Here is a 17,636-nt window from a genome sequence, read left to right on the forward strand (position 1 = left end):
GGGAGACAACCGGCGCCGATGACTGAAGCTGCTCGTCAGAAGATGGTCGAGCGGGTCCGCGGGCTCCTTCGCATGGCGGAGGACCCCGCGGTCACTGATGCCGAGAGCCAGGCGTTCACCGCCAAGGCCGCCGAGCTGATGACCCGCCACGCGATCGCCGAGGCCGAGGCCCGCGCCGAGAGGGGCGAGGAACCGGACGCGATCAGCCGCATGGACTACACGGTCCCGGGGGTGGGGGGTCACGGCAAGGCCCGGGTCAGAGCCCTCGCCGACATCGCCGCCGCCTACGGGTGCCAGTCGGCGGTGCGCGGGAACAACTCCGAGAACACCGAACGAACCATCATCCTGGTGGGGACGGTCAGCGCCCTGGACGCGCTGCGGATGCTGATGCCGTCGATCTCCATGCAGATGGAGGCCTCGGCCAGGTTCATGAGTTCCTCGCACGTGGCCGACATCCGGGAACTCCGCAACTACACCCGCTCCGAACTGGAGACCGAGCGCAAGCGCTACTACCGGTCGTTCGTTCGCGCCTACGGCCAGGCGGTGGCCGAACGCATTCGCGAGTTCCGGGCGCGACTCCAGGAAATGGCCGCTCACGACGGAGAACCAGGCGTCACTGAGGGTGACGGCGAGAACGGTTCAGTGCGTGGTGCGGAGTTGGTTCTGCGGGACGACGTGAACCGGGTGAACGAAGAGTTCCACAAGCAATTCCCACAGTTGCGTAAACACCGCCCCGAGCGCACCCACAGCGCCGCCGGATACCGCGCCGGCTACCGGCGCGGACGCCAGGCGGAGCTGGGTCTGGACACCCCGGTGACCAGCGGACGGACGTCCTCTCTGGCCGAGGGCGAATAGCTCCTCACCCCGAGTTATCCACAGGGTGTGCAGAGAATCCACAGGCTCACCGTTTTCCCATGTCACATAGGAAATACGAGCCGATTCAAGAGGCCGTTCAGGCCCCGGAGGGGGCCGATCACCCGGGGTTATCCACAGGCTGGGGGAGCAGCCTGTGGATAACCTGTGGACAGTCCTGTGGAGAACTTTCCCAAGAACACCAAAACCCCTGGTCAACTAACCCGAAGCGGTTGTACCAGGTAGCGGAAAGCGGGACTCTCGCCCTCCTTGGCCGGAACATCCGTGAACACCGCGGGTTTGGTCGGCTCGGTGAGGTGCAGGTGGGCGGTGTCGGTCTCCACCCCGTTGAGCCCGTCCGTCAGGTAGTCGGGCCGGAAGGCCAGCCGGATCGGGTCCCCCTCGAAGCCGACCTCCAGGGCCTCCACGGCCTGGGCGTCGTCACCCGAACCCGCCTCGAGTACGACCTCACGCTCAGTGAAGGCGAGCCGCAGCGGCGTGTTTCGGTCCGCCACCAACGCGACCCGCTTGACCGCCTCCAGCAGCGGCGCGACGGGCACCTCGGCCCGCGCGGAGAAGTCGGTGGGGAACCAGGAGGCGTACTTGACGAAGTCGCTGTCGATCAGCCGGGTGGTGGTCCGGCGCTCTCCGTTCTCGAACCCGACCATGCCCTCGGCGGGACCGGCTCCGGTGGACAGGGCGATGTCCACGTTGCTCTGGTTGATCAGACCCCGGACCGTGTTGGCCAGGGTGCGCGCGGGCACCAGGGCGGCGGCGTCGACCTCGGCGTCCTCCGGCCGCCACCAGAGTTCACGCACCGCGATGCGGTAGCGGTCGGTGGCCACGACACTCAGCTGGTCGCCGGTGAAGTCCAGGTAGGCACCGGTGAGCATCGGCAGGGTGTCGTCCCGACTCGCCGCCGGGGTGACCTGGCGAACCGCCGCGGTGAACGCGTCGGCGGGCACGGAGCCGATCCGCCCGGGCATCCCGGGCAGGCTCGGGTAGTCCTCCAGCGGCATGGTGATCAGGGTGAACCTGGCCGCACCCGCGCTGACCAGCAACCTGGCCCCGTCGGTCTCGAGGCGCACCGTGCCCGAGGGAAGGTTGTTGACGATCTCGGCCAACAGTCTCCCGGGCACCAACGCGGCGCCGGTCTCCTCCGAGAGGACCTCCACGGAGGCCCGGGTGGAGACCTCGTAGTCGAAGCCGGACATGTGGAGGGCACTGCCGTCCGGCGCGACCTCCAGGCGCATCCCGGCGAGCACGGGGACCGCGTGCCGGGTCGGCAGGGCCCTGGCGGTCCACGCGACCGCCTCCGCGAACGCGTCGCGGTCCACACGTACTCTCACTGCGCCTCCCGGTCGTTGCTTGCGGCCAACGTACCCAGCGGCACCGACAATCGACGGGTGGCTACTTCCGGTTCGGACGCAGGGTCCACACCACGGTCATCCGGCCCGTGACGGTGCCGTCGTCCGTGCGCAGTTCGATCTCCACCGGGAACTCGGGACGCTTGCCCTCGTCCAGTTCGGCGAGGACCTCGTCCCGCGAGCGGCCCAGCGTGGCCTCGGCGGTCACGTCGCCCATGGCGAGCTTGAGGTAGCGGATCTCGGCGCTGACGGCCAGCGGGACCGCGCGCTCCAGCTGGTCGCCGAAGGTGCCGATCACGATGGCACCCGAGGCGGACTCGGCCAGCGTGAACATGGCGCCCGCGTGCGGGCCGCCCACGTGGTTGTGGTGGTCGGCGTTGTCGGGCAGCCGCATGGTGGCGCGCCCGTAGTCGAGGTCGCTGAAGGTCACGCCCAGCGTGCGCGCGAAGGGAACCGAGGCCAGGAACCCGGACTTGACCATCTCCGCCGTCTCGGCGTCCATTTTCTGCATACCCCCAAGGTTACTCACGAGTAACCCGAGAGCGCCACCCCCAACCAAGCCCGAATACTCCCGCGAAGCCGCCCCCGCCGTGGGCTACCATGTCTGGCGGAGAGGACTCCTCTCCCGAGGAGGGTTCGCATAGCGGCCGAGTGCAGTGCTCTTGAAAAGCACCAAGTCCTTGACGGGGCTTCATGGGTTCAAATCCCATACCCTCCGCAGAATCCGGAAGTCTTCCCAGGTGGGATGCTTCCACGGAACACGGCGAAGGCCGGTGGTCCCGGGCCGGTGCACATTCAGTGCACACGGTCCACAGGCCACCGGCCTTCGGTGCGTCCGGGGTCGTCCCCGCTGGGGTCGGTCGAGGAGGGCTCACGCGGCCAGTGCGGCGAGCCGGGCGACGTCCATGGCTTCGGCCACCTCGTCCAGACGGTCCGGGAACAGGTGCCCGTACCGGTCCAGGGTCATCGTGGCCGTGGCGTGGCCGAGCATCGACTGCACCACCTTCACGTCGGCCCCGGAGGCGATGGCGAGCGAGGCGGCTGTGTCCGCGCAGGAGGTTGTAGGCACGGGGGTCGCGACTGTCCATCACGATGGGTTCCGGTGCGGGCCACAGTTCCACCCGCGCAGGCGGGGGCAGGTGCACCGTCCGGGGTCCGTTCCGGTGATGCCTTCCCCGTGGTTTCGGTCGTATCAGGGTCACCAGAGCTTGAATCAGGGCGATAAGGTCGCTAACGTCAGCCTGCTTTCCTCAGGTTGGCCGTGCCCCCGGACGCCTTGCCCGCGTCGCGGGGGTCACTTGTCGATAAGCCGCTTTGCAGCGTGGCGAAAGTCCAGCCACGTGCGGCTTGATTGGTTCTCAGGAGTCCGTTCCGGTCCCCCGACATGCGGTGCAGGGCTCGATGCGCATCGCCGACTGCTGGGTTCCGGCGGAGCGCACGACCACGAGCCGCCGTGAACGGACGGTCTTGTGCCCCCGCCCTCGACAGGACTTGCACCTCTTCGAGGCTGTGACTGCATCCACCAACCACGCTCCCGTGAACCGGAGGCACCCGCACCGCTTGAGCAGAGAGGCACCGCGCATCCAAGACCCAACCCATATGCATGAGAACAACCCATGCACCCATGTGTATAAGTAGTGCCATAAGGGTGCCCCACTCATGTACATGAGTCAACCCTGTTCGGTGAAGTCCCTGATCAGCTTCACCACCGGCCGCCTACGTCAGTCGGTGGCCGGAATCCTGTAGTCGAGCACGAACTGATCAGCGGCCATGATCGTGTCGCACACCTCCACCACGCGTCCGACCTCCGTCACAGCGTTACGAGTCAGGTGGATCACCGGAGCGCCAGGGCTCAGCGCGAGTGCACTCGACTCCTGTTTGGTGGCCAGCCGAGCCCGGACAGTCTCGGTGTACTCCGCGAACTCGTGCCCGTGTTCCTCCAGACGGGCGTAGATGCCACCACCACCAGGGTTCTCCTCGAAGAGTTCGGGGATGTCCCGCCCTACGTCCCACGGCAGGTAGGACGTGGCTTCCTCGGTGGGTGTGCCATCGGAGAAGTAGAGCCGCCGACGGGCGAGCACCTTGTCTCCCTCATTCACGCCCAGGCGCTCAGCGATACCAGCAGGAGCGAGAACGGGACCGATGGAGATTACCTGGACGGTGGGTTTGACCCCAGCCTGTTCGGTCTCCGCGATGTAGGCGGCTTTCCCCGCGCGACGGTGCGAACGCCGAAAGCGGTCCGACGACTTGCGGGTCACCAGACGACGCGACTTCACGAAGGAGCCCTTGCCCTGGTGGGTCTCCACGAGCCCGATAGCCCGGAGCTGAGCAACCGCCTTGCGGACAGTGCCCGACGAGACGCCGTAGCGCTCAATCAGTGCGGTCTCACTCGGAATCTCCTCAGCAGGAGCCAGAGCCCCACCCCTGATCTGCTCCTCGATGTCGTCCGCGATCTGGAGATACCGGGGCTTCGCAGACCGCGCCCCTACAGTGCTCGCCATAGTCCTTCTATGCCTCCTATGCTCATATATATGAGTAACAGCACAGGAGACAAGCCGTCAACGCCGCTGCACTCCGTGTCCGTCGCAGGAGCGGTCATCCGTGAAGACGGACGGATGCTGGTGATCAAGCGCAGGGACAACGGCAATTGGGAGCTACCCGGCGGAGTTCTGGAGTTGGACGAGACCCCGCAGGAGGGTGTTGTTCGCGAGGTCCTGGAGGAGACCGGTATCCACGTCGAGGTGGAGCAGCTTACAGGTGTCTACAAAAACATGACCCGCGGAATCGTCGCCCTGGTCTTCCGCTGCAAACAGTTGACCGGCGAATCACACCCCACAACCGAGGCAAGCGCCGTCAGCTGGCTCACAACCGACGAGATCAAAGCACATATGGTCGAAGTATACGCTGTTCGCCTCCTGGATGCTCTCGAAGCGAGCGCCCCTTCTGTTCGATCCCACAACGGAAAACAACTCTCCCCGAACCGATAAGAACACCCGAGCGTGATCTAAACCAGATCTCTTTACTCACAGCCAGCATCACCATCAAAAACTCCGAAGTTCCGAGAAAAAAACCCCGGTGGGCGTGGCCAAGATCTCCGCAGAAAGCCTGTCATGGAAATCACTGAAGGCCAGGTCAGAATTACAGAACAAATCGACCAGGGAAACGTAGAGTGCCCTACTCCTGCCAACGCCATTCAAAGGAAGAGATGAAGCCAGAGCATCAATCGACACAAAATCCCTCCTTATCAAGAATCTAATGCATTCGCCCATTTCTTCGACATCATACTCAAAGTCTCGGGCATAAATATAGATGAGCGCACATGCCGCCTTCTCGGGACTAATCACAGCCCCCTTATAGACCCCGAGCCAGATAGCCCTGATTCGATCTTTCTGATAATCCGAAAAAACGACTCGCGAATACAGAAAAGCTGCGCTTATACCCATCCTGAAATAGCTAGGGTTTTCGATCCAAAAATCTATCCAACTCAAAGAAGGAGATACGGAAGCGAAGTCGTTGGTCAATACCTCATTCTCGATGAAGTCGGCAATCTCTCCAACTTCCGGATACAAACCCATCCAGGGAAGATACACTGGTGAACTCGCGAATTGAAGACAAGTCCTAGTAAGTTCGATGAACTTCCTACGGTTCTCAATCATGAAAGGCGAGTAATCGATTTTTCGATCTCTCTTCTCTCGACCGAGGTGCGCGTAAGGAAAAGTGTCCACAAAATGACACAATGCCAAAGCGCAAAGATTAGACCGTTCACTTCGATCATGAATCGACGAGGAAATATTATGTACATGAAGAAAGAACTCTTTTACTGCCTTGGCCCGCTCTTTAGTAGAGTCAAAACCAACGGAAATAACATCCTCAGAAATAGCGATGGGGAGAAAGGCTGACCTTTGACTAACCCAATCTTCAAAAAAGAAGCTGACAGAAGAATCAAAGCTCTCTTTGGTCCACCTTTCTTCAAGAGCTAGCCAGTCGTCTAGGTCTCCATATTTACCATCCCTAATTTCATTCACATCAATAGAATCATGGTTCAATATGGCATATGCTAGAGGCCACGGAACCCTGTGAACGAAGAACCTCACGACATCTTCTTGAGCGAATATCTGAAGTCGCTTGGAGTACTCAATGAAATCCCCAAGAGAAGCAGCGGTCGGACTTTCTATAAACCGCATGACTTGGGGAAACCAGTGATCTTCAGGGAACATCGAATGGTCCATGCCATCTAGGTCGCTATTTCGCTTCACCGGAACAGCCTGGAGCAAGGTCGCAGTATCTGAGATCCGGATTCTCACGATCCCGTTTTCAAAATTAATGGCACTACCAAAAATGAATTTAGAAAATACACCCTGGACATCACGATACCCTCTCGAATGATGAATGAGAAAGTTTCTCGCCCGCCCAATTATTGAGTCTTCAGACACCTCGCAGAGGAAAGGAATTGGGGCGCTGATCAAATCGCCGCAAAAGGCTTCTATAACACCCAATTCACCCAGGCGTGCCGCGGACTTGACGGCACTCTTTCTCTCATCACTACTCATCTTACTTCGGACCAAGTCGAGCTGTTCTTTAGCATTCCGATCACCATCAGATACACGACCATGTAAGAATGACAAAAGCGCCATCGTGTTAGTTCCGCCGCGTCCGATCAGGTAATCGCGCACCAACTCTTCTTGCAGACTACAATCTTTATCACCAAAGATTCTTGAGATATCTTTATTTATCTCGCAAGGCGGTAGTTGCAATGTATCAACGGCTTTATGCAAGAAAATTCCATGGTACTTTGGCGCTCGCTCCATTCCATCCAATATGGTCTCAGCAGCAAGGCTAGACCCAAGCTTAAGAAGGGACCTGCTGCCGTCGTGTCCTTCATGCACGTCTGCTACCGAAAGAATTGAAGTCGCCACATCTCTAAGAGAACGACGCTCTGCGAATATGTAGCCCAACGAAAAGAGGAGGACGTTTCTCCAGTAAGAACTGTAAGCTATCTTATTCAGTCGAATAGAGATTTCTTCGTCTGAGCCGTCTACGATCCCGCAAGCAGCCAAAAATTCTTGAAGAGAGCGGATCTCGAAACCGAACTCATTTTGGCGAAGCTGGACGATGAAAACTAGTCGATCGGTCGACGCAGTGATCATCTGGGATGCTAGTTTTTCCAGTTCAATACCTTCGTGGCCCTCACTTTGAAGCCTATTTTCGACGAGATCCCTGACCTCTGAAAGAGTCAAGCTCGAATAAGTGTCTCCCGAGCTCTCCCCCTTCGTCTGAAGAAGAACTCCGATATCAGAATGAATAGCCTTGATGTCATTCTGATGGTTCCGAAGAAGATGACTCGAATGGCCTTCCTTCTCCAGCTCGCGCTCGTAGATTACTCGATAGTAGTCAGCGAACAGACTGTACCGGTCTTTCGGTGCCTGCCCTACTCGGTCGAGCAGTACAGCCATAATTGTCACTTGCAGTGGCGACGTCATAAGCCGTGAGGTAGTGCTTACCTTTGCGGCTCGCCTAAGCCTTTCGGTCAGTCGTTCTGCCCTGTCATTTTCATCTCCGTGTCTGACGAGCGCGAGTTTTTCGCCATAAGAGATTGCTTGCACCTCATCTAGGGGAGCAAGATCAATATGCTCATAGAAATCTGGTGAAAACTCTTCAGTATATCCCTGTGGCCGTGTTGTAGCAACGATGAATACATCACCGCTTGCTTCTGTGACTTCGAGCAGGAAGTCATTGATCGCCTCGATCACCTGCTTTCTATTGCTAGAGACTGGAACTTCATCCAGGCCATCAAGGACCAATAGCCACGGGACACTAGACATAAAATCTCGCAAATCCCCCACTTCGACGGTGATCTCTGATCTGATTGCTATCTCCCTAGAGAGATATCCGAGTACTGAATTAACCTCTTCTCGGGCCAGGGAATCAGCAAGTCTCGTCAAGGGTACATTAACTGGAAATCGAGGTGTCGCGATCTTTGGTATATCATTCTCTGAACGCGTTTTCTCCAGCTCCCGCATGACCGTCTTTGCATTGAAGTCGATATCGGATATTTTCTCCGATATTTCTTTCAGGAAAGATGCCCTATAGTACTGACACATAAATTGAGTCACCGTACTCTTACCCTGACCCGGACCTCCGATAAGAACAAAGTTTCCAGTTTTCGGATCGGTCTCAGGCGCCTTTCTCAAGGACCATTGATTTGCCTTATCAATCAAAAGATCCAGCGTAGTACCCCCTGTTATCCCGTGTTTATGAAAAGGTGGATCGAAGAAGACTTGACTAAGAGATATTTTATTGTCACTGGCGGACCCGGCTTGGTCCAGATTCACGAACCTCTGCTGAACTAGTTCTTTAGACACGTGAAGCCTCAGCGCCTTAGACACCTCTTTAGCCTTTTTCCTTGGCTGTTCGAGTACTTTTGCGAGAACATCTCCAGGAAGAACCCAAGATCCATAGGACGTCCTGATATCGGTATTTTTATCAAGTAGTCGGTAGATCATCTCCTGATGCCAAACAGACCACCCTTTTTTCGGTATTCCATACTTCTTCTGGAGATCGTTTATGTGGGCGTCAATCTCATCCATTCCTCCAACTTCGGAAACTGGAGTTAGAGGAATGTTCACAGAAAAGACAAGATAGTCAGGCTTTTTGGTGGGCCGCTCTTTCCAATCTGCTATCTCCTTGGAGATCTGGCCTTTCAGCCAGTCAACGTTCTTCCTCGAGTCTTCAATCACTTCCTTAAACTTGGCTTGCAGAATGCAATATCCGTCCCAGCTTCCTTTGGCCCCTTCTAGTTCCACCTCGCCCGTATACGTTGCCTCTCTTCCTCCATCCCTTCCCGTGCCATAGACTTTGGCCCCGAGCCCACATTCTCCGACGAAGAGCGTCTGGGAGAGGTTCTCAAATTCTTTAGGGCCGAGTCGGCCAAGCTCGTATCTCATAACGAATCCTTTCTGCCGAAGTGTGCTGTATGTGATCAAGGCGACGGCGCGAGCGCCGTCGCGGCGACCAGCGACCTCCGCTCGGGCTGCGGGCTGACGCCCGGTCCCGAGCGCACGCCAATGACACCTCTCGGACAGGTCCGAGACTGAGCGGGGACCAGAACTGACCGAGAAGGCCATGGTGACCCAGAGCACAGGGTTCTGTCAGGGCATTTGGTCCCAACGCTTGATGGCAACATCAGTGACCCCGTGGCGGAGCACCGGCAGTACCAGGTGGCTCGCGCCCCCATGGACCCCCCGAACCCACGCGGACCCTGGCGCAACACCAGACGTGCAGGAGCCCAGGCCGATCGCGCCAGAACCCACGCGGGACCGAACCCGTGGTTGCTGTTTCCTCGGGTACCGGCGCGGCTTTCTCTGCCCTATCACGGCCCCGGCACACACGTCCCCGCGATGCACATTCAGTGCACATAACTCCGAGAGGGCTCCGGAAGCGCTGGGAGAACCCCGGAACATCAGCCCAGGTCGCAAGGCGATTCTTCGGTTTGTCGACAGGTGGTTAGGGTCCCCCGGTGCAAGGGGGCTTCATGGGTTCAAATCCCATACCCTCCGCAGAAGAGAAGGCCGGTGATCCGGGTCCGCACAGGACCAGGGCCACCGGCCTTCGTCGTTCCGAGTTCCAGAGCCCCAGGTGCTCAGCTGGTCAGACCTGCCGCCGACCTGGTCCGCGTTTGACCGGTTTCGGGCGCGGTAAACCCTGAGTAGCGGCCGCCCCCGATCCCCAAGGACTCAGATGACCGACCTCCCCCGCTGGCTCACCTCGCCGGGAGCTTCGATGGTGCTTCTCGTGGCGGTGGCTGTCACCGTCGGCGTCCTGATCGGCTGGATGTTCTCCCCACCACCGTGGGTCATTGGAACGATCGTCGGTGTCGTGTGCGGTATCGGCGCTCCCCTGGTCGTCAAGAGAGCGATAGCCCCGGAAGCGCGGGAGACGGACGAACGATGACGGGAGGGCATCGGGAAGTCCTGCCGAGGCGGACGGCTGTCAGCGCGGTCCTTGCTTCACGGTGACGGGCGTCGTCTACATGCACCGCTTCCGGCACGACGACCCTTCGAAGACCCCTCGAACAGGCTCACACCGGAAGGCCTGAGGGAAGCGAGCGATCGAGCACCCGGTGGTCACGGCTGGGACCTGTCGCTTTGTCGACAGATCGCCACCGGGGGTTTGGGGCGGCTCTGGTTCGGTATGCCGGAGAGTGACCGGTTCGACACTGGTCCGCAGCCATCCACGGAAGTTCGAGGTGAGGACGATCGGAAAAGCCCCCTGGAGACAGAAGGTCCTGTGGATCACCCTCGGGATCGTCTTCGCGGCCGGCGCCCTGGCGGTGCTGGTCCCCACCCTCGGAGGGTCGTGGACCGTCTACTTCTTCGTCCTGGCGCCGTTCGTGGTGAGCGGCGTCTGGGTCCTGGCCAGCGGCGGATCCCGCAGCAGGTCGGAGCTGGGGAGCTAGGCACGGGGCGGCCCTCGGGCCGCCCCTTCGCTAGTTCTCCTCGTCGGCGTGCTTGGGCAGCACCACCACGGGGATCTTCGCGTGGTGCAGCACGCCCTGGCTCACGGAGCCCAGGAGCAGACCTCGGATGGTGCCGCGGCCACGGGACCCCACGACGATGGCGTCGGCCCCCTCGGCGGCCTCCAGGATCGCGTCGACGGGCCCTGACTGGGTCCGCACCACGGTGACCTCGATGTTCACGTCCTCTCGCTGCTCGTCCATGGCCTCGGCCAGCAGCTCGGCGACGAGCTCCTCGGACTGCCTCTCGAAGATGTTCTCCTGCGGCTGGTGGCCCGCCGCCGTCATCGCGATCGGGTCGTACGGGTAGGGGACCTCCCAGCTGTTGACCACGACCAGCTCACCGTCGGTCTCGGCCGCCAGGTTCACGGCGAGTCCGAGGGCGCGCCGGGAGGGGTTCGACCCGTCGACGCCCACGACGATCCGGTCCAGCTTCGTGGTCGCGGGCTTCCCCTTGGGCCCGGTGGGGACCACCACGACGGGGCACGGGGCCTGCGCGGACACCCGGACGCTCACGGAGCCCACGAACATCGAGGCGAACGCCCCGAGGCCGCGGGTACCCAGCACGATGAGGTCGTGCGGGTGGCTGTCCCGGATCAACGCCAGCGGCGGTTCCTCCAGAGCCGTGAACGTCTCCACCCTCACGGACGGGTGTTCCTTGCGGACCAGGTCGATGGCCTCAGAGAGGATCGTGGTGGCCTGCCCCGAGATCTCGTCGGAAGGCTCGAAGCGGGTCGGTCCCCCGTAGGCGGACACGATCAGTGGCATCCCGAGTGCGTACACGACGTGCAGCTCGACGTCCCGGCGCGCGGCCTCGGCCGCCGCCCATTCGAGGGCCGCCCGCGAGTGGTCCGATCCGTCCGCGCCCACAACCACCCTGCTGGGACGTTGTCGTTCGCCTGACATGGTTCCCCCTTGAGACGAGTTCTCCCTCTACCCATCATCATCACCGAGTCCAGCACGAACACACGTGAACGGCACAGGGAAAACGGGCCCGTCTGTGTCAGTCCTCCTCGTCGGAGTGCGGCGGCAGCACCGCCACGGGGCCGCGCGCCCGGCTCAGCACCCCCTGGCTGGTGGAGCCCATGACCAGGCCCCGCACACCTCCGCGCCCACGGGAGCCCACCACGATGAGGTCGGCCCGCCCACCGGCCTCGAGGAGGGCGTCCACCGGGTCGGCCTGCATCCGCACGGCGCTGATCTCCACTGCCTGGGTCCGGTCGTCGATCACCTCCGCCAGCACCCCCGCGACCACCTCCTCGGACTGGCGGTCGAACATCTCCTCGTGCAGTGACTGCGTGTCGGCCGAGAGAGAGTCCGGATCCTCCGGGAGCGGCACCTCCCAGCTGTTGACCACCACGACCTCGGCGTCCGTGACCAGCGCGTGCTCCAGGGCGAAGCGCAGCGCCCGGCGTGAGGACTCCGAGCCGTCCACCCCGACCACCACCGTGTTCCGCGGGCGCTCCGGGGCCGGTTCCGGGACGACCACCACCGGGCAGGGGGCGTGGGAGGAGGTGTGCTGGCTCACCGAGCCGAGCATGATCGCCCGGACCGCGCCCAGCCCTCGGGAACCGACGACGATGACGTCGCCGTGTCGGGCCTCGTGGAGCAGAACCGCCGGGGCCTCCTCCGGGGAGAGCGCGGTGGCCACGTCCAGGTCGGGTCGGGCGCTCCGGGCGTACTCGGCGCTCTCGGCGAGCAGCGCGTGCCCGGCCTCCCGGGCAGCCTCCCCGGCTTCGTACCGCTCCGTCGCGGAGTCGACGAAGGTCCCCGTCACCGTCGGCAGGCCGAGGCCGTGCACGATCCTGAGCTGTCGCCCGTATCTGCCGGCGGTGTCGGTCGCCCAGGCCAGCGCCGCGCGGGCGATGGGTGAGCCGTCCACCCCCGCAATGACCGCTGGCGGGCGTTCCTGTGCGTTCATGTCCACCTCTTCCCCTCACTGTTCATTGTCGGGACCGGTCGGCGGGAAACCCGCGAGGGAGGGCCCGCGCGTCTCCCGTCAGCGCGCGAAGGCCTCCCCCACGCTGGCCGCCAGTTGCAGGTACGCGTCCCTGGTCGCGGGGGCGAGCTGTTCCAGGTCGACCTCGGCTCCCTCTTCCAGGTGTCCGTCCCAGGGCACGCGCACGACGGACCGGCAGCGTCCCGCGAAGTGGTCCTCCAGTCGGTTGAGGTCCACGCTGCTCTTGCTGTTGGAGCGGACCATGGACAGCACCACGGCGGCGCCGCGTACGAGGTCTCCGTGGCCGTGCGCGTCCAGCCAGTCGAGGGTGGCGCTGGCGCTGCGCGCGCCGTCCACGGAGGCCGAGCTCACCAGCACCACCTGGTCGGCCAGGCCGAGCACCCCGCGCATGGCGGCGTGCAGGAGTCCGGTGCCGCAGTCGGTGATGCAGATGGAGTAGAAGTGCTCGACGATCCGGGCCACCTCGCGGTAGTCGGCGTCGCTGAACGCCTCGGAGACCGCCGGGTCGCGGTCGGAGGCGAGGATCTCCAGTCGGCTGGGCGCCTGGGAGGTGAAGCCGCGGATGTCGGCGTAGCGCGACACCAGGTGGCGTTCGTTGAGCAGGTCCCGGATGGTGGCCGCGGTCTCCAGGCGCACCTTGTCCGAGAGCGTGCCGCGGTCGGGGTTGGCGTCCACGGCGAGGACCCGGTCCCCGCGCAGGGAGGCCAGGGTGGCGCCCAGGGCGACCGTGGTGGTGGTCTTGCCGACGCCGCCCTTGAGGCTGAGGACCGCCACCCTGTGGTGCCCGGACGCGACCGGGGTGCAGGCGCGGGCGACCAGCTCGCGTTCACGCAGCACCTTGGGCGACTCCCCCGGGTTGATCAGGCCGAGGCTGGCGTTGTGCACGGCCTTGCGCCAGCCGCTGCTGGGGCCGTAGCGCCGGTTGCGGACGAGGGTGGCCGCGCTGAGGGAGTCGGAGGTCTCCCCCTGGTCGGTGTGGGGCGCGGGCGGTCGGGCCGGCGCCTGGCTCCCGCTCCAGGGGTTGGGGCCGGGTCCCAGCCCGCTGCCGGGGCCGGTGTCGCGGGGGCCGGTCAGGGACGCGGGCGGCGCGGGGCGTTCCGGCAGCGGCTCCGCGCGTTCCACGGAGGCCGCCCCGAGCCCGGGCAGGCCCCAGGGGTTCTGGATGCCCGCGTTCTCCGTGCGACCCGCACCAGCGAACCCGGGGTCCTGCCCGGCGCCGGGCGGCGAGGGCGGTAGGGGACCGGGACCGGCGGCCCAGGGCGACGGACCCGGGCGCTCCTGTTCCGCGGGTTCGGGGCGCTCGGCCTCCAGCGGCGGCAGCTGTTCGGGCTCGGGGACGTCGGAGTCGCCGGGCGTCCTGCGCGGGGCCAGCGGGTCCCTCTCCTCGCCCGCCGGACCTCCGAGGCGCTGGGGTCGCTGGGGACGGCGCTCCTCCTGCCACGGGCCTGAAGGCGGCCGGTTCCGGGCGCCGGGCAGCAGCCGGACCGTGTTGCTCGGCAGCTCCTCGGGCTCGTCCGGGGTGTCGTCCCCTCCCCCTTCCGGCGCCGGTGCCCGGAAGGCGGTACCGGGGGTCGGGGGCGGGGTGTCCTCGGGCAGGCGCGCGTACGGCGGCGGAGGCGGGGCCGCGCCCTCGAACCCGCCGAACCACTGTTCCCTGGGGGTGGGTGCGGACGGACCCGGTGCGCCCTCGACCTCCTCCGCGAAGTCAGCCGCGTCGTCATCCGTCCGGCGCCGGATCGACTCCGTGCGCTCGTGCGGCTCCGGCTCGGCTCCTGACCCGTTCTGTTCCTGCTGTGCCACCGGGGCTCTCCTGCGTCGAGGGGATGTGCTGTGGAGGAAGGGCCCTGTCGGGGTTGCCGGGGTGGGGCCCTCGGGGTTCTCATACCCGCGCTGAACAAGAAAAGCATCCCCCTCGACGCCCTGAACAGAGTGATCCCCCTTCCAGCGCGGAACCCTCCTCCCCTTCGGTCGCGTCTCTGGGTACTGTCGGCCCCATGCACGCGATCACAATCACCGAACCCGGCGGCCCCGACGTCCTGGCCTGGTCCGAGGTCCCCGATCCCGTCGTCCGGGAGGGCGAGGTCCTGGTGGACGTGGCGGCCACCGCGGTCAACCGCGCGGACGTCGCCCAACGCCAGGGTGTCTACCCCCCGCCCCCCGGCGGCTCCGAGTACCCGGGCCTGGAGTGCTCGGGCACCATCGCCGAGCTCGGCCCCGGCACGGCCGGGACCGGCTGGTCCGTCGGTGACCGGGTGTGCGCCCTGTTGACCGGCGGCGGGTACGCCGAGAGGGTCGCCGTCCCGGTCGGCCAGCTCCTGCCGGTGCCACGCGGGGTGAGTCTGACCGACGCGGCGGCGCTGCCCGAGGTGGCCTGCACCGTGTGGTCAAACCTCGTGATGGTGGGCGGGCTTCGTGCCGGGCAGACCGTCCTCGTCCACGGCGGCGGCAGCGGCGTGGGCACGTTCGCCGTCCAGTTCGCGAAGGCCCTGGGCGCCCGTGTGGCGGTCACCGCGGGCAGTGAGGAGAAGCTGGAGCGCTGCCGTGAACTGGGCGCCGAGATCACCGTGAACTACCGCACCGGGAACTTCACCGAGGTCCTGCGGGCCGAGGGCGGCGCGGACCTGATCCTCGACATCATGGGCGGCTCCTACCTGGACGCGAACCTGCGCTCACTGGCCACCAACGGACGCCTCGTGATCATCGGGCTGATGGGCGGCGGCGCCTCCGAGATCGACCTCGGCCGCATGCTGGTCAAACGTCTCTCGGTGCAGGCCACCACGCTGCGCTCCCGGCCGGCAGAGGAGAAGGCGGCCATCGTCTCGGGAGTACTGGAGGAGGTTTGGCCGTTGGTAGAGGAAGGAACCATCCGCCCCGTCGTGGACCGCGAACTGTCGATCGAGGACGCGGCGGAGGCCCACCGCGTGTTGGAATCGAGCGCGCACACAGGCAAGATCCTTCTCACCCGTTGACAGCGTGCCGGACACAGCCGAACTAGGGGATCGATGAGCAACGCAGACGACCAGAAGGAACCGCAGGTCCTGGTGGTCGGAACCGACGACAGCCACGGGAACGGCGACGAGGACGGCTCCGGGGAGCCGCGCACCCTCGCGGACATGGTGGAGCAGCCCGCCAAGGTGATGCGGATCGGCAGCATGATCCGCCAGCTCCTCGACGAGGTGAAGGCGGCCCCGCTGGACGAGGCCAGCCGCACCCGGCTGAAGGAGATCCACACCTCCTCGATCAAGGAGCTGGAGGACGGGCTCGCACCCGAACTCATCGAGGAGCTGGAGCGGCTGACCCTGCCGTTCGCCGAGGGCGCGGCGCCCAGCGACGCCGAGCTGAGGATCGCCCAGGCCCAGCTGGTGGGCTGGCTGGAGGGGCTCTTCCACGGCATCCAGACCACCCTGTTCGCCCAGCAGATGGCGGCCCGGGCGCAGCTGGAGAACATGCGCAAGGCGCTTCCGCCGGGGGTGTCCGGGCTCCAGGCCCAGGGCCCCGGCGCGGAGTCGCAGGAGGACCACCCGCACATGGGGTCCGGCCCCTACCTGTAGGGCCGAACACGACGGAGCCCGCCCCTCACGTGAGGGGCGGGCTCCGTCGTCGTGCCTACTTCTTGCCCTTGGCGGCCTGGACGGGTTCGAGGACGTCCTTGCCCAGGTAGGGGCGCAGGGCCTCGGGGACCACCACGGAACCGTCCGCGCGCTGGTGGTTCTCCAGGATCGCGACGATCCACCGCGTGGTGGCCAGCGTGCCGTTCAGGGTGGCGGCGAAGCGGGGCTTGCCGTCCTCGTCCCGGTAGCGCACGTTGAGGCGCCGGGCCTGGAACTCGGTGCAGTTCGAGGTGGAGGTCAGCTCGCGGTAGGTCTCCTGGGTCGGGACCCACGCCTCGCAGTCGTACTTGCGGGCGGCGCTGGTGCCCAGGTCGCCTCCCGCGATGTCCACCACGCGGTAGGGAAGCTCCAGCTTGTCCAGCATCTCCCGCTCCCAGGCCAGGAGCCGCTTGTGCTCCTCGTGCGCCTGCTCCGGGCGGGTGTAGACGAACATCTCCACCTTGTTGAACTGGTGGACGCGGATGATGCCCCGGGTGTCCTTGCCGTAGGACCCGGCCTCGCGGCGGAAGCAGGACGACCAGCCCACGTAGCGGTTGGGCAGCGCGTCGGCGGGCAGGATCTCGCCGCCGTGATACCCGGCCAGCGCCACCTCGGAGGTCCCCACGAGGTAGAGGTCGTCGGCGGGCAGGTTGTAGACCTCGTCGGAGTGCTCACCGAGGAACCCGGTGCCCTCCATGGTCTCGGGCTTGACCAGCACCGGCGGGATCATCGCGGTGAAGCCCGCCTCGATGGCCTGGTTCATCGCCATGTTGAGCAGGGCCAGCTCCAGCTGGGCACCCACACCGGTGAGGAAGTAGAACCGGGCGCCGGAGACCTTGGCGCCGCGCTCCATGTCGATGGCGCCGAGCATCTCTCCCAGCTCCAGGTGGTCGCGCGGGGTGAAGTCGAACCCGCGGGGCTCGCCCACGGTCTCCAGCACCACGAAGTCGTCCACGCCGCCCTCGGGGGCGCCCGCCTCGACGAGGTTCGGCACGCGCGCCAGCACGGCGTCGAGCTCGTCCCCGAGCCGTCCCGCCTCAGCCTCGGCCTCCTTGACCTCGGCCGAGAGGGCCTTGGCCCGGGTCAGCAACTCCTCGCGCTCCTCGGGTGAGGCCTTGGAGACGGACTTGCCCACGCTCTTCTGCTCGGCGCGCAGGGTCTCGAACCGGGTCAGCGCGGAGCGCCGACTGGAGTCCAGTTCGAGCAGCCGGTCGGCCACGGCGGGGTCCTCACCGCGGGCCCGCTGCGATGCACGGAGTCGTTCGGGGTCTTCTCGAAGAGCGCGAAGGTCGATCACGTCTTGCAGGTTACCGCCCACCCCACCCGCGCCCCACATCTTTTGCTGACACTCACGT

15 protein-coding genes and 1 tRNA gene are annotated in these 17,636 nt (G+C 64.3%); 7 read left to right on the plus strand and 9 right to left on the minus strand.

Features of this window, described 5'->3' with window-relative positions; genetic code table 11:
* Window positions 1–42 precede the first annotated feature (42 nt).
* Window positions 43–855, plus strand: a complete 813-nt coding sequence (locus tag BDW27_RS24175; protein ID WP_017546657.1) for a DUF2786 domain-containing protein — start codon at window positions 43–45, stop codon at window positions 853–855.
* Window positions 856–1,067: 212 nt separating this feature from the next.
* Here the strand turns inward: BDW27_RS24175 and dnaN are convergent, their stop codons facing one another.
* Complete coding sequence (gene dnaN / locus BDW27_RS24180; RefSeq protein WP_199560757.1) at window positions 1,068–2,189, minus strand: DNA polymerase III subunit beta; 1,122 nt, start codon at window positions 2,187–2,189, stop codon at window positions 1,068–1,070.
* A 73-nt stretch (window positions 2,190–2,262) separates the two neighbouring features.
* Window positions 2,263–2,721, minus strand: a complete 459-nt coding sequence (locus BDW27_RS24185) for a DUF4442 domain-containing protein (RefSeq protein ID WP_017546655.1) — start codon at window positions 2,719–2,721, stop codon at window positions 2,263–2,265.
* Window positions 2,722–2,848: 127 nt separating this feature from the next.
* On the opposite strand from BDW27_RS24185, the gene BDW27_RS24190 reads away from it, so the two are divergent.
* Window positions 2,849–2,937: transfer RNA gene (locus BDW27_RS24190), tRNA-Ser, on the plus strand.
* Window positions 2,938–3,090: 153 nt separating this feature from the next.
* On the opposite strand, the gene BDW27_RS24195 is transcribed toward BDW27_RS24190, so the two are convergent.
* Window positions 3,091–3,288 carry a tyrosine-type recombinase/integrase gene (locus tag BDW27_RS24195; RefSeq protein ID WP_110051913.1) on the minus strand — a complete coding sequence of 66 codons (198 nt, stop codon included), beginning with the start codon at window positions 3,286–3,288 and terminating at the stop codon, window positions 3,091–3,093.
* A 652-nt stretch (window positions 3,289–3,940) separates the two neighbouring features.
* On the minus strand, window positions 3,941–4,720 hold the full coding sequence (locus tag BDW27_RS24200) for a GntR family transcriptional regulator (protein WP_110051914.1): 780 nt from the start codon (window positions 4,718–4,720) through the stop codon (window positions 3,941–3,943).
* Between the two features lie 30 nt (window positions 4,721–4,750).
* Between BDW27_RS24200 and BDW27_RS24205 the strand changes: the two genes are divergently transcribed.
* Window positions 4,751–5,206, plus strand: coding sequence for an NUDIX hydrolase (locus tag BDW27_RS24205; protein ID WP_233515912.1), 456 nt, complete (start codon window positions 4,751–4,753; stop codon window positions 5,204–5,206).
* A gap of 54 nt (window positions 5,207–5,260) precedes the next feature.
* Here BDW27_RS24205 and BDW27_RS27180 read toward each other — a convergent pair whose 3' ends face one another.
* Entirely contained in the window at window positions 5,261–9,163 is a 3,903-nt protein-coding gene (locus BDW27_RS27180) for an NACHT domain-containing NTPase (RefSeq protein WP_146223299.1), read from the minus strand.
* Between the two features lie 793 nt (window positions 9,164–9,956).
* Here BDW27_RS27180 and BDW27_RS24210 point away from each other — a divergent pair.
* A complete protein-coding gene (locus BDW27_RS24210; RefSeq protein WP_110051917.1) occupies window positions 9,957–10,169 on the plus strand; it encodes a hypothetical protein in 213 nt (70 codons plus the stop codon).
* A 295-nt stretch (window positions 10,170–10,464) separates the two neighbouring features.
* Window positions 10,465–10,674: a hypothetical protein gene (locus tag BDW27_RS24215; RefSeq protein ID WP_110051936.1), complete on the plus strand. Its 210-nt coding sequence runs from the start codon at window positions 10,465–10,467 to the stop codon at window positions 10,672–10,674.
* Window positions 10,675–10,704: 30 nt separating this feature from the next.
* Here BDW27_RS24215 and BDW27_RS24220 read toward each other — a convergent pair whose 3' ends face one another.
* The 3 genes from BDW27_RS24220 to BDW27_RS24230 all read right to left on the minus strand — a co-directional run bounded on the left by BDW27_RS24220 (window position 10,705) and on the right by BDW27_RS24230 (window position 14,491).
* Entirely contained in the window at window positions 10,705–11,637 is a 933-nt protein-coding gene (locus tag BDW27_RS24220) for a universal stress protein (protein ID WP_199560753.1), read from the minus strand.
* Window positions 11,638–11,734: 97 nt separating this feature from the next.
* Entirely contained in the window at window positions 11,735–12,652 is a 918-nt protein-coding gene (locus tag BDW27_RS24225; RefSeq protein WP_110051919.1) for a universal stress protein, read from the minus strand.
* Window positions 12,653–12,730: 78 nt separating this feature from the next.
* The gene (locus BDW27_RS24230) at window positions 12,731–14,491 is read right to left on the minus strand and encodes a MinD/ParA family protein (RefSeq protein WP_110051921.1); all 1,761 of its coding nucleotides are present in this window, start codon (window positions 14,489–14,491) and stop codon (window positions 12,731–12,733) included.
* Window positions 14,492–14,685: 194 nt separating this feature from the next.
* On the opposite strand from BDW27_RS24230, the gene BDW27_RS24235 reads away from it, so the two are divergent.
* Window positions 14,686–15,660, plus strand: coding sequence for an NAD(P)H-quinone oxidoreductase (locus BDW27_RS24235; protein WP_110051923.1), 975 nt, complete (start codon window positions 14,686–14,688; stop codon window positions 15,658–15,660).
* A gap of 33 nt (window positions 15,661–15,693) precedes the next feature.
* Window positions 15,694–16,242 (plus strand): bacterial proteasome activator family protein, encoded by a 549-nt coding sequence (locus BDW27_RS24240; protein ID WP_017546648.1) that lies wholly within the window; start codon window positions 15,694–15,696, stop codon window positions 16,240–16,242.
* Window positions 16,243–16,297: 55 nt separating this feature from the next.
* Here the strand turns inward: BDW27_RS24240 and serS are convergent, their stop codons facing one another.
* On the minus strand, window positions 16,298–17,578 hold the full coding sequence (gene serS / locus BDW27_RS24245) for a serine--tRNA ligase (RefSeq protein WP_026129626.1): 1,281 nt from the start codon (window positions 17,576–17,578) through the stop codon (window positions 16,298–16,300).
* Between the last annotated feature and the right edge of the window lie 58 nt (window positions 17,579–17,636).

The sequence above is a fragment of the Nocardiopsis sp. L17-MgMaSL7 genome, from assembly GCF_003182025.1.
GTDB lineage: Bacteria > Actinomycetota > Actinomycetes > Streptosporangiales > Streptosporangiaceae > Nocardiopsis > Nocardiopsis prasina.

Coding starts and splice junctions, on each gene's coding strand:
- BDW27_RS24175 (WP_017546657.1), top strand. CDS start 43: ATGGTCGAGCGGGTCCGCGGGCTCCTTCGCATGGCGGAGGACCCCGCG.
- BDW27_RS24185 (WP_017546655.1), bottom strand. CDS start 2,721: ATGGACGCCGAGACGGCGGAGATGGTCAAGTCCGGGTTCCTGGCCTCG.
- BDW27_RS24200 (WP_110051914.1), bottom strand. CDS start 4,720: ATGGCGAGCACTGTAGGGGCGCGGTCTGCGAAGCCCCGGTATCTCCAG.
- BDW27_RS24205 (WP_233515912.1), top strand. CDS start 4,751: ATGAGTAACAGCACAGGAGACAAGCCGTCAACGCCGCTGCACTCCGTG.
- BDW27_RS27180 (WP_146223299.1), bottom strand. CDS start 9,163: ATGAGATACGAGCTTGGCCGACTCGGCCCTAAAGAATTTGAGAACCTC.
- BDW27_RS24210 (WP_110051917.1), top strand. CDS start 9,957: ATGACCGACCTCCCCCGCTGGCTCACCTCGCCGGGAGCTTCGATGGTG.
- BDW27_RS24220 (WP_199560753.1), bottom strand. CDS start 11,637: ATGTCAGGCGAACGACAACGTCCCAGCAGGGTGGTTGTGGGCGCGGAC.
- BDW27_RS24225 (WP_110051919.1), bottom strand. CDS start 12,652: ATGAACGCACAGGAACGCCCGCCAGCGGTCATTGCGGGGGTGGACGGC.
- BDW27_RS24235 (WP_110051923.1), top strand. CDS start 14,686: ATGCACGCGATCACAATCACCGAACCCGGCGGCCCCGACGTCCTGGCC.
- BDW27_RS24240 (WP_017546648.1), top strand. CDS start 15,694: ATGAGCAACGCAGACGACCAGAAGGAACCGCAGGTCCTGGTGGTCGGA.